Here is a 12,026-nt window from a genome sequence, read left to right on the forward strand (position 1 = left end):
CGGTCTCCGGAATAACCGGGGCGGTTCAATCAGGCCATGCATGGTGGTCATCTGGTTAAAGAACTCGGGCTCGACCAACTGCAAACCAGGTTGAAATAGCTCAGCCCTCAACCACGAGCGCAAAAATGCCGCCGACAAAAAACATCGTGAGCGAGAAGATCAGATATAGCGAGCCAATCTCTTTATGATTGGTGGTCAGCAGCCAACGCATCAAGCCTTTGGGTTGGGCTGCATGAGGGTAATGCGACTGGCCTTCCTGAGACTGGCCACCAGCCACGGCAGACGAACTATGCTGCAGTGAATGTTGTGGAGGTAGTTTGGGCGCCATATGTCTCTCCGCATGCTTATCGTTTTAGTAGAAGAAGTTGGTCAACACCTACTGGGCAATACGCTCGGCCACCGTAGCTGGCTGAACGGTATCACCAGTCTCATTCCCCCAAGCGTTGCGCGTATAGGTCACAACAGCCGCTATCTCTACCGGATTCAGCGTATTGCGGAAAGCAGGCATGGCGGCTCCAGAAACACCGTTAATCACGCGATCCAAATGCCAGTCGAGTTCATTAATAAGCTGTTCATTTCCGGCGAGCGCTGGAAAGGCTGGCGGTGCGCCCTGCCCTTCGCCTTGATGCCAGGAAGAGCAAATAGATTGATACCCCTCTTCACCGCGAGCCATTAGCTCCTCTATAGCCCATTCGCGATCAACACCCATTGCCTCTTGCTCAGCAGCCTCTTTGCGCTCTTCAAGCCATGTTTCAAACTCCGCTTCTTCCATGGCATGCACCACAATGGGCATAAAGCCATGATTCACACCACACAGCTCGGCACACTGGCCACGATAGATACCAGGCTCGTTAATTTGCACCCAATTTTCATTAATAAAGCCAGGAATGGTGTCTTGTTTAACAGCAAGCTCTGGAACCCACCAGGAATGAATCACGTCGTCTGATGTCATCAGAAAGCGTACTTTGCGATTAATAGGCAGCACGAGAGGCTCGTCAACATCGAGCAAATAGTGCTCGTCTCGCTCGGATTCGCCTCGAATCTGTTCGCGTGTGGTGCTTAAGTTCGAGGTATAGGCAATGTCCTCTCCTAGGTACTCGTAACGCCAGCGCCACTGCTGCCCCGTGATCATAATGTCTAGATCCGCTTCAGAGGCGTCATACATATTTTTAAGCGTGGCCGTCGCAGGTACCGCCATACCTACCAAGATCAAAATGGGAATGGCCGTCCACAGCACTTCAACGGAGGTATGTTCATGGAAGCGGGCAGCTTTGGCTCCTTTAGAGTGACGATAGCGAAACAAGGAGTAAAACATGACACCAAAGACGATCACCCCAATCACTACACACACCCAAAATATGGTCATGTGTAGGCCAAAAATATTGCGGCTGGTATCAGTGACCCCCACCGGCATAGTCCAAATGCTAGCGTGGGCTTGAGAGAGACTTGCGACACTGGTAATGGTGAGAAGCCATTGCCACGGTAAGCGCATAGAAACCTCCTTTATTCTTGTTGTTCTCGCCAACCCTTTTATTAGGTCAGGGTAAGTGATATCGATCAGTATAGAAAACATGTGGCATTCGTCACGAACTACTATCGTGATGCCTCTCAACGCTTCATCCCGCTGCATAAATCGCAATACCTGCTAAGAGCAGCACAAACATCATCGCCACTACCACCGCCGTGATAATGAAGGCGACCGGCTTGCCGTTTGAAAAATCCTGCTGACGCTGGCGGTCATTCTGAACACCTAGTAGTGCTGCTAATACTGACTTAACCACTGACCACATAGAACCTCCCTCAAGGTTGAGGTATTTCATACTCAATTTGGCAACTGCCCTGAAGCACTCAGCTATAGTTGAGGATAGGCAATTTTATGAATCGTGCTGCCTGAAAAGCAGCTTGATCAAAAAAAGGAGTTTGCTATGAAGGGTCAAGAGACAGCGCCGCCTCCAACCGGCTCTCCTTCGCCTATATCTCACTGGGGGCAACACTATTATCTACAGATTGCGCCACCCATGTTGCGGCTACAGCTGATCTGGATTGAGAGCATGACTCAGGCTATGCAGTTAGAGGCTGATTTATTTCATGCCATCACCCACAGCAACATTACGTTGGTACAATGCCTCACCCAAAATCGCAAGCGCTGCACACACGCCGAGTTAAACGAGCACTATCAGGCATTGGCAAAAACGCTAGCCGATGCCCATGCAGACCGCATAGCTGGCGTGACGCAGCTATCGAACGACTTTCGACGCTGCCTTTGGGAGGAAATTTAGCGACGCGTAAATAAGCTTGCGGCTTGTAGTCCGGCAATTCACACTATGCATCACCAAGTTAAAACTAAAATGGCCTGTCAAGGGAGCCGTGTATGCCCAAGCATCGTGGAGTCTTTCTTCGCCACCTGTGTTTCGCCTTATTGCCGCTTTTGCCACTCGCGGGCTGCCCCACTTATACGTGGCCAGAGGGCACCCAAGAGACCGTACTGGGCGTAGTTCCTGAAGATGAAAACCGCCGCTATGAAGAGCCCCAAGCCGACGGTGTACGCTACCGCAAGCCCGGTGAAATTCCAGAAGAAACGCCGCGTGAAGACGCTCCGAGCAACTAAGAAAGGCAAGCCTTTCAACGCTGGCGGCGCTTTGTATATGCTGTGGCTTGAGCGGTAAGAGGATCTTCTGGCCAAGGGGGCTTTGGGTATCGCCCGCGCATTTCTTTGCGTACTTCTGAGTAGCCGTTCAACCAAAAGCTTCGCAAATCTTGAGTCACCTGCAGTGGCCGGCGTGCAGGGGAAAGCAAGTGAAGTGTCACTGGTACACGCCCATCCACTACGGTGGGCGGTGGCCTGCCAGCCAAAGGCTTCCTGAAGCTTCAACGCCAGCACCGGTGGCCTGCCTTCCCGGCAGGGTGTGTAATCCACTTTAACGGCATTGCCACTAGGCGCTTCTATCAAACTGGGCACTAAGCGCTCTAGCTGAGTCTGCTGCTTCCAATCAAGCGTGTTCATTAAGTACGTGTGAAACGGCATCTCGAGACTGCCTAACAACGCAGAGTCGGACCAATCGTTCCACTGTTCAGGATAAGCGCCAAAGAGCAGCGCCATTCTCCCCTGCAGTTGAACCACTTGTGCGTTAAACAGCATGTTGGGACGCTGTTTTAACGCTGCCATTAGCGCTTTTTCTACCGCGTCGGCAGGCAACCGCCGCAGTGGGCGTGTTGCTAACACAAGCTCGATGTGCCGCTGAACGGCTTCACCAACCAGCTTACCCTGCTCTTCTGACCAGACAATGCGCTCTTCCCACTGCTGGGTCTCGGGGTAAAAGTTAATCAGCGTGGCTAACGTGATAGGTTCTGCTAAATAGATGCCTGCCTCGCTGTTAGCGCTCTCTACACTCACTGCCACTAAAAAAGGCTCTTGAGCCAGTGGATGGTGAGCAGGTAGCGTAGCGGTTTTACCGTTAGCCAGTTTAAAACGACCCGGTGTCATCAGCTGAGCGATGCGATCCGGGTATGCTAGGCAAAGCAGCGCACCAAGCTGCTCCAAGGAGCTGTGCCGCGGCACAGGCGAACGCATCAGGCTCGACAATCGCTTTACTTCATGTCGCCACTGAGGATAAGCCGCAGGCTGGTTAACCCTTTGAGCTAAGGCGTCGCGCAGCGTGCCATTGATGCGCTCCCTGCCTTCCATTAAAGCCGCTAAGGCACAGGCAAGTGGCACCGCTTCAAATGATGCCGCTTGAATGAGCATGGTAGCTAAACGAGGTTCGAGGGGCAGTTGAGCGCTCTGTTTACCCAGCGGGGTCAACATACCGGCACTATCTACTAAGCGAAGCTGCTGCAACAGCGCTTGGGCACTTTTCCATGCTCCTTCAGGTGGCTGTGTCACCCATGAAAGCTCACTCGGCGAGTGCACACCCCATAGCGCTAGCTCTAGCGCTAATTTAGATAAATCAGCCTGCAACATCTCAGGCTCACCATAAGCGACCAGCGGCTGCTCAGCTGACCATAAGCGGTAACAAACGCCAGGCTGCTGCCTACCCGCTCGGCCACGTCGCTGGTCAGCACTCGCTCTATTCACCCGCCGGGTCATGAGACGCGTAAGCCCAGTGCGAGGGTTAAATAGCGGCACTCGTTCTAAGCCAGCATCAATCACGCTATTGACGCCATCGACGGTAACGCTGGATTCCGCAATGGCGGTTGAAACGATGACACGTTGCCGTGTTGTAAGAGGCCGCAATGCCGCTTGCTGGGCGTCGAGCGGCATGCTTCCATGAAGCGCACGAATCTCAACATCCATACTGCTACTTTCTAGAGCCTGCACAAGCCGGGAAATTTCTGCGATACCGGGCAGTATTACCAGCACATCTCGACTACCCTCTCGCTTCAGTGCCTCCTTGGTGACTCGCAAGGCAGCCCTATCTAATGATTCATGAGCTTCCACAGGGCAGTAGCGCGTTTCCACTGAAAATTCGCGGCCACTACTCTCAATAACGGGGGTGTCACTACCTAACACACCTTTTAAAGCAGCGACATCCAATGTGGCAGACATCACCATTAGCCGAAGATCATCACGGATGCTCTCTTGTACATCCAGTGCTAACGCAAGTCCTAGGTCTGCTTCAATGCTTCGCTCATGAAACTCATCGAAAATAATGCCCGCCACCCCTTCCAATAAAGGATCGTCTTGCAGCATGCGGGTAAGCACGCCTTGGGTGACCCCTTCTAGCCGGGTATTGGGGCCTACATTGCTATCGCCCCGCATCCGGTAGCCCACCGTTTCACCTACCTGTTCGTTGAGCTGTGACGCCATAAAGGTGGCTGCCAAGCGAGCGGCGACGCGACGCGGTTCTAACAGTAAGAGACGCTGACCTTGCGCCCAGGCGCTGGAGAGTAACATTAGCGGGACACGGGTTGTTTTACCGGCACCTGGTTGAGCCACCAGAATAAGCCGAGTGTGTTCGGCCAGCATGGTTTGAATGGAGCTTAGATGTTGTTCAATGGGAAGCGATATGGTCATGAATCAGTGCGAGGTTGCATTTGAGGAAGTAATACCGCATCCCTTCAGGATAACGTGCTCAAGGAACTGACAAATGGAAGCCAAGTCAGCCTCACTCAGCGCTTCTTCCCCAAGAATGCCGGTCACTTGAGCGCTATATTCCGTGTAGTGCTGAGTGGCCGACCAAATTAGAAAGATCAGCCAACGTGGATCAACATCGTCCATTTTACCCTGCTGGGACCACTGACGAATAATCACTGCGCGGGAGGCTACCCACTCCTTTAGTTCGCCGGAGAGATACTCTTTTAAGAAAGGTGCCCCCGCCAATATCTCTGCGGCAAACAGTTTGGACCCCTCAGGGTAACGCTGCCCAAGCATCATTTTGGTGCGAATAAAATCACTGAGCACCTGCCCTGGGTCGCTATCCTCAGTAATATCCTCTAGTACCGCATTCCAGCGATTCATCATCCGATTTAGCAGTCGCACATACAGCGCCTGCTTGCTCCCCATATAATAAAGAATATTGGCTTTTGGCAGCTTAGCTTGATCTGCAATCGCCTGCAGGCTAGCACCACGATAACCATGTGGTGAAAACACCTGCTCTGCAGCGCTTAATATGGTTTGTTCAATACGGTCCCTGCTGGCATTTTCTTGGTTCGCGGTATCAGCCGTCATTCAGTAAGCTCCTTTAATAAACCTTGCAGTGTAATCGCGAGAAATGTCTACCAAGCGTGCGTGTCGCATCACTGTGCATTTCGCAGTGCGATGCGCACTAATAGTGCATGCCACATCTCATATAACAAAGTCTTGCAAGATTTGCATTTTTGTCCCAAGCTCAACATTGTTGACCGATCGGTCAAAACAATCATAACGGAGTTTGGCATGGCAACAATTGAGTTTTTGCTCAATGGCACCCCGACCCGGTGTCATGTGCCCCCTGACACAAGCATTCTAACGCTGCTACGCGACTATTTGGGGATGACCGGCACGAAAGAGGGCTGTGCATCGGGTGACTGCGGCGCATGTACCGTCGCCATTAAAAGCGATACAGCGCCTCATTTTGTAAGCCTGAATGCGTGTATTACACCCGCTCACCAGTTACATGGCCAGCACTTGTTAACCGTAGAGGCTTGGCCACTGACGAAGAACTTCACCCGGCACAGCGTGCCATGGTGGAGTGCCATGGCAGCCAGTGCGGCTTCTGCACGCCCGGCATCGTAATGTCGCTATTTACGCTACATTCACAACAGCAACAGCGGCCAGCACCCCTTACGCCAGAGCGGCTTGAAGCAGCACTGGGCGGCAACTTGTGCCGCTGTACCGGATATCGGCCTATTCGTGACGCAGCGCTAAGCATGCAGGAGTCTTCTTGGAAAGCACCGCAATGGATTGATGCCAGCCAACCCGCTCATACTCCACTTACCGCTCCTCAATCTGCGGAAGCCAACACGGACCTTTTTGCTCAGCCCACGACACTGAGTCAACTAACTGAACTACGCCGACACTATCCATCTGCACGCCTTGTTGCCGGTGCCACCGATCTGTGGCTGGAAAATACGCAGCGCCTGGCGTTGCTTAATCAACTTATTGATGTCACGCGGGTTGATGAGCTGCGCCATATTGAAGAATCCATCTTTGATGAGCAGCCAGGCTGGTGGGTAGGCGCAGGCGTCACCTATTCACAGCTCGAACCACTGCTAGAAACCCACTATCCCGCCTTTGCTCATCTACTTCACCGGCTCGGCTCACAGCAGGTGCGTAACCGCGGCACACTGGGTGGCAATATTGCCAACGCATCGCCTATTGGTGACACCCCGCCCGTACTGCTGGCGCTCAACGCCTGGGTAGAGCTGGCTAACCAGGATGGCAGTCGCGCGCTGCCGCTGAGCGACTTCTTACTGGATTATAAAAAAACGGCGCTGGCAGCGGATGAAGTCGTGAGTCGAATATTTATTCCACAATTGGCGGACGACGCCGTCCTGAAAGTATGGAAACTCTCCAAACGGCGTGAAGACGACATCTCTGCCGTACTAGGAGCCTTCCATTATCGTATCGGCGATGGCGTTATGCAGGATGTTCGTATCTCCTTTGGCGGCATGGCGGCCATCCCTAAGCGAGCGCTACAAACAGAGGCAGCGTTAACAGGGCAGCCTATCGCGAAAGAGAACTTTCAAGCGGCACAGCGGGCGCTATCGGAAGAGTTTCAACCCATGAGCGATGTGCGCGGTACACAACACTATCGTCATCAGGTGGCAGCCAACCTGCTCGAACGCCTTTATCTATCGCTCTCAGTACCTAATCAAGAGGTGATGCTCCATGCGTACGCTCACTAAGCTTGATGGCGACAGCAGCCGCGCTCGCCGCGAGCTGCATGACCATATCCAAGGTTCTGGTCCACTGGCTCGCCATACGGTGGATAGCCACGGGCAACGGCAAGCCGGTGCTTCCAGCTTCCATGAAAGCGCAGAGAAACATGTCACCGGTAAAGCAACCTATATTGATGACATTAAAACACCCCAAGATGCCCTGCACGTGGCGCTCGGCCTTTCACCTGTCGCTCACGGCACGCTAACGAAACTGGAACTTGATGCTGTAAGACAGGCGCCTGGCGTTGTCGACGTGATCACTCTCCATGATGTACCAGGACACACAGATATTGGGCCGGTGTTCCCCGGCGACCCTATTTTTGTCGACCAGGAGATCAGTTACGCGGGGCAATGCCTATTTGCGGTGGCTGCCACCTCTTTACAGGCAGCTCGCCAAGCCGTGAAGCTGGCCACACTGCATATCGACGAACAACCGGCTAGCCTAGATCCTGTGGCCGCTGCTGGACGTCAAGAGGTTGTTCGCCCAACCCACGTGCAGGAGCGGGGCGACTGGCAAACTACCTTACAGCAAGCCGAACAAACCATAGAAGGCGAGCTATTTATCGGTGGGCAGGAGCACTTCTATCTCGAGGGCCAAGCGTGCATTGTGGTGCCTACGGAGGATGAAGGGGTGATGGTTCATACCTCTAACCAGCACCCCAGTGAGACCCAAAAATTGGTGGCAGAAGTGCTCGGTATACCTTTTCATGCGGTCACTGTAGAAGTGCGCCGTATGGGCGGCGGCTTTGGCGGTAAAGAGACACAAGCATCGCCCTGGGCCTGCATTGCCGCCATTATTGCTCGGCGTACCGGTAAAGCCACGCGACTTCGCCTGCCACGCAGTGAAGATATGCGTGCCACTGGAAAACGCCACCCTTTCCATAACCGCTATCAATTAGCGATTGATGCCCAAGGCGTTATCAAAGGCGGCGATATTACCGTTATTGGTGACTGCGGCTATTCACCAGATCTCTCTGATGCCATCGTTGACCGCGCGATGTTCCACGCGGATAACGCTTACTCATTGGGAGATGCGCGCGTCACCGGCCACCGCGCTAAAACCCATACGGCGTCAAATACCGCCTTTCGTGGTTTTGGTGGCCCCCAGGGCATGATGATCATTGAAGCGGCGATGGATGATATTGCCCGCCGCGTTGGTGAAGATCCGCTAACGATTCGTAAGCGCAACTTTTACCGTGAGGGGCGGGATACTACCCACTATGGTCAGCAGGTTGACCAAAAGCAGCTTCTGCACACGCTGGTTGACACCCTGGAAACGAGCAGCGACTAATGGGCACGCCGACAACACATTCGGGACTACAACGCGGCAAGCCCTGTTATTAAAAAAGGGCTCGCACTGACTCCTGTCAAGTTTGGTATCTCTTTCACCGCCCAGCATCTTAATCAAGCAGGGGCACTGCTGCATGTCTATACCGATGGCAGCATCATGATTAACCACGGCGGCACAGAAATGGGCCAGGGGCTGCACACAAAAATCTGCCAAGTGGTTGCCCGAGAGCTTGGACTAGATCTGGATAGCGTGCGGATCAGCGCTACCCGCACAGATAAGGTGCCTAATACCTCACCCACCGCCGCATCCAGCGGTGCTGACCTAAACGGTATGGCAGCACGAGACGCCGCAAGCAAGCTTCGGGAGCGGTTGTTTGAGTTTGCAGCGGGGCATTTTGAGGGCGGGTTAGATAGAGAAGGCATGAGGCTAGAGCATGGCATGCTCATCGCTGGCATTGGCGAAAGTGAGCGTCGAATTCCTTGGGGCGAACTCGTTCAAACCGCCTATTTGAACCGTGTCTCTCTTTCTGAGAAAGGCTTTTATGCCACGCCGTTAATCCATTACAACCGGGCTAAAGGCCAAGGCCGCCCTTTTTATTATTACGCTTTCGGCGCGGCAGTGGCTGAAGTGAGTTTAGATACACTCAGCGGGGAGTATTTGGTTGACCGTGTTGACGTACTACACGATGTAGGCAACTCACTGAACCCTGCTATTGATATTGGCCAAGTAGAGGGTGGGTTTATTCAAGGCATGGGCTGGCTGACCAGCGAAGAGCTGAAGTGGAACGCCAAGGGAGTGCTCGTCAGCGATGGGCCAGCCACTTATAAAACCCCTACCTATGGCGACTTACCGAAAGTATTCAATGTCGATCTGTTGGAGGGGCACCCAAACTCTATGGCAAGTCTTTACCGTTCCAAAGCGGTGGGAGAACCGCCCTTTATGTTAGGTATGTGCGTGTGGTCTGCACTTCGGGATGCACTAGCAAGCCTAGCGGATTATCGCGTCTCCCCTCACCTGGACACGCCAGCTACACCTGAAAGAGTCATGCTGGCAGCAAATGCCATTAGGAATAAAGCGTTATGACGCAAGCGCCCGAAGCATGGCACGCTGCGCTGAACCGCCTGCAGCGCAGCGGTACTCCTCACGTGCTGGCAACTCAGGTGACCAGCGCGGGCTCGACTCCTCGTGAGCCGGGCGCACGAATGGTGATCACCGCTGATACTATTTTCGATACGCTGGGAGGAGGAACATTTGAGTGGCAAACCATCAGCGCCGCCCGAGACTTCTTGCAACAAGGCAGCGCTGGCTTTCATTTAGAGGCTTTCTCGCTGGGTGGGCGCAGCGGCCAGTGCTGCGGCGGCTTTGTTAACGTACTACTGGAAGTATTTCCCGGCGTTTCCAGTCACATTGCGCTCTTTGGGGCCGGTCACGTGGGTTGCGAGATCGTTAAACTCAGCGCTCCTTTGCCCTGGCACCTTGATTGGTACGATAGCCGTACCGATATATTTGACGAACAAGATTACCAGCAGCCTCGCCTTAGCTGTCACACACTAACAAGCCCCCAAGAGAGCGTTTCAGCACTTCCACCACATTGCCATGTCCTGGTACTCACTCATAACCATGACGAGGACTACGCACTGATAGCGGCGCTACTTAGACGCGCTGACATAGCCTCTATCGGGCTGATTGGTTCTGATAGCAAATGGGCTAGCTTTCAAAGTCGTTTGAAACGCGATGGTTATAAGCCAGAAGAAATACAGCGTGTGCGCTGCCCTATTGGCGCTGTTCATGGCACCAAACTCAGTAATAAAACGCCCTACGCGATTGCTATGACAGTGGTCACTGAGCTTTTATGGCTTACTGATAAACCCACTGCCCACCAAACCCGAGGGCTTGAGCCTGACGCACTGCGCTCTCTATTTCACGATACTGCGACAAACCCGAGTTAATATGACTTCTACTGATACGTTTATCCGTGCGGAGCTAGTTAGCTTTGCCCGCGACCCAGGCGACGACAACTTGCCTCAACCGGGCAGTCTTGAGCACTACGGCGACGGTCTTTTATGGCTTAAAGAGGGCCATATCCAAGCGATTGGGCACTATGCCGACCTCATTGACCAGCTACCTCCGAATAGCCAAGTGCTCGATTATCGCGGCAGACTGATTATGCCTGGGTTTATTGATACCCATGTGCACTACGTTCAGCTTGATATCATGGCCTCCTACGGGCGGCAACTGCTGGACTGGTTGAATGACTATACCTTTCCTGAGGAGTGTCGGTTTGCCAGCCACGCCCATGCAGAGGCACTTTCTAATGCCTTTCTAGACGAAATGCTCCGTGCAGGCACAACGACAGCCCAAGTGTTCGGTTCGAGCCACCCAGGCTCGGTAGATGCCTTCTTCACGGCTTGCCAAAAACGCCAGCTGCGTATGCTGGTAGGAAAAGTCTTGATGGATCGCAACGCGCCTGATGCGCTGATGGACGGCTCGACGGGAATCACCGATACAGAGCGTTTGATTGAAGACTGGCACGGCAAGCAGCGTCTTGGTTACAGCGTCACGCCACGGTTCGCGCCGACATCTACCAAGACACAGATGGATGCAGCTGGTGCCCTGCTTCGCAATGACCCTACTCTGTGGTTACAAACTCACTTGGCTGAAAACAGTGGGGAGTTAGACTGGGTCGCCAAACTCTTCCCAGGCAGCAGGGACTACCTCTCTGTTTATGAAGAAGCTGGCCTAGTAGGATCACGCAGCACTTTTGCCCATGGCATCCACCTTGATAACGGAATGCGCAAGCGTTTGGCCGAGCGAGGCGCTAATATTGCCTTTTGCCCTAGCTCAAACCTTTTTCTGGGCAGCGGACTCTTTGATCGAGAAGCGGCGAAAGAGACTGGGATGGCATTTACCTATGCCAGTGACATTGGCGCAGGTACGGACCTCTCAGGCTTTGGCACCTTGAAAAGTGCTTATCAGGTTGGTCAACTACGCGGGCAGCCGCTTACCGCTTGGCAAGGCTTCTACGGATTAACCCACGGTAATGCAAAGGCACTCTCGCTGAACAGTCAGGTTGGCCAGCTTGCCCCCTCCTATGAAGCAGATTTTGTGGTTATTGATCCTCATGCTACATCGCTCCTTGAGCGCCGCATCCAGCACTGCAACACGCTTGGCGAGCGTTTATTTGCACTGATGATGCTTGCTGACGACCGCGCCATTTATGAAACCTGGGCGGGTGGCATTTGCCAACACCGCAGGGATTAACCTAAGCCATTGCTACATAGCCATAAAAGCCGCTCCTAAAGAGCGGCTTTTATGGATTATTCCGCGTCTTAGCATGCCCAAACTAAAAAAGCCCCGAGCAGGCGGTGCACGGGGC

The 12,026-nt window shown here is 53.4% G+C and carries 7 protein-coding genes and 3 pseudogenes; 5 read left to right on the forward strand and 5 right to left on the reverse strand.

Going from position 1 to position 12,026, the window contains the following annotated elements; genetic code table 11:
- The 3 genes and pseudogenes from B4967_RS03415 to B4967_RS03425 form a co-directional block, all read right to left on the reverse strand.
- A pseudogene (locus B4967_RS03415) lies at positions 1–328 on the reverse strand (cbb3-type cytochrome c oxidase subunit I); the annotation flags it as partial.
- A gap of 48 nt (positions 329–376) precedes the next feature.
- Entirely contained in the window at positions 377–1,492 is a 1,116-nt protein-coding gene (gene coxB, locus B4967_RS03420) for a cytochrome c oxidase subunit II (RefSeq protein ID WP_083023589.1), read from the reverse strand.
- A gap of 124 nt (positions 1,493–1,616) precedes the next feature.
- Complete coding sequence (locus B4967_RS03425) at positions 1,617–1,790, reverse strand: DUF2970 domain-containing protein (RefSeq protein WP_083023591.1); 174 nt, start codon at positions 1,788–1,790, stop codon at positions 1,617–1,619.
- 135 nt (positions 1,791–1,925) lie between these two features.
- On the opposite strand from B4967_RS03425, the gene B4967_RS03430 reads away from it, so the two are divergent.
- Positions 1,926–2,279: a hypothetical protein gene (locus tag B4967_RS03430; RefSeq protein WP_139794392.1), complete on the forward strand. Its 354-nt coding sequence runs from the start codon at positions 1,926–1,928 to the stop codon at positions 2,277–2,279.
- A gap of 137 nt (positions 2,280–2,416) precedes the next feature.
- On the opposite strand, the gene hrpB is transcribed toward B4967_RS03430, so the two are convergent.
- Positions 2,417–5,014: an ATP-dependent helicase HrpB gene (gene hrpB, locus B4967_RS03440; RefSeq protein WP_422821838.1), complete on the reverse strand. Its 2,598-nt coding sequence runs from the start codon at positions 5,012–5,014 to the stop codon at positions 2,417–2,419.
- 3 nt (positions 5,015–5,017) lie between these two features.
- Positions 5,018–5,668 carry a TetR family transcriptional regulator C-terminal domain-containing protein gene (locus tag B4967_RS03445; protein ID WP_083023596.1) on the reverse strand — a complete coding sequence of 217 codons (651 nt, stop codon included), beginning with the start codon at positions 5,666–5,668 and terminating at the stop codon, positions 5,018–5,020.
- Between the two features lie 207 nt (positions 5,669–5,875).
- On the opposite strand from B4967_RS03445, the pseudogene xdhA reads away from it, so the two are divergent.
- The 4 genes and pseudogenes from xdhA (at position 5,876) to guaD (ending at position 11,911) form a co-directional block, all read left to right on the forward strand.
- Positions 5,876–7,326 (forward strand): annotated as a pseudogene (gene xdhA / locus B4967_RS03450) (xanthine dehydrogenase small subunit).
- Positions 7,310–9,733 (forward strand): annotated as a pseudogene (gene xdhB, locus B4967_RS03455) (xanthine dehydrogenase molybdopterin binding subunit). Before xdhA ends, xdhB begins: the two co-directional pseudogenes overlap by 17 nt.
- Positions 9,730–10,599 carry a xanthine dehydrogenase accessory protein XdhC gene (gene xdhC, locus B4967_RS03460; protein WP_083023599.1) on the forward strand — a complete coding sequence of 290 codons (870 nt, stop codon included), beginning with the start codon at positions 9,730–9,732 and terminating at the stop codon, positions 10,597–10,599. The pseudogene xdhB and the gene xdhC overlap by 4 nt, the downstream one beginning before the upstream one ends.
- 1 nt (position 10,600) lies before the next feature.
- Complete coding sequence (guaD, locus tag B4967_RS03465) at positions 10,601–11,911, forward strand: guanine deaminase (RefSeq protein WP_083023601.1); 1,311 nt, start codon at positions 10,601–10,603, stop codon at positions 11,909–11,911.
- The last annotated feature ends 115 nt before the right edge of the window (positions 11,912–12,026 follow it).

The organism is Vreelandella lionensis (assembly GCF_002087295.1).
GTDB classification, from domain to species: Bacteria; Pseudomonadota; Gammaproteobacteria; order Pseudomonadales; family Halomonadaceae; genus Vreelandella; species Vreelandella lionensis.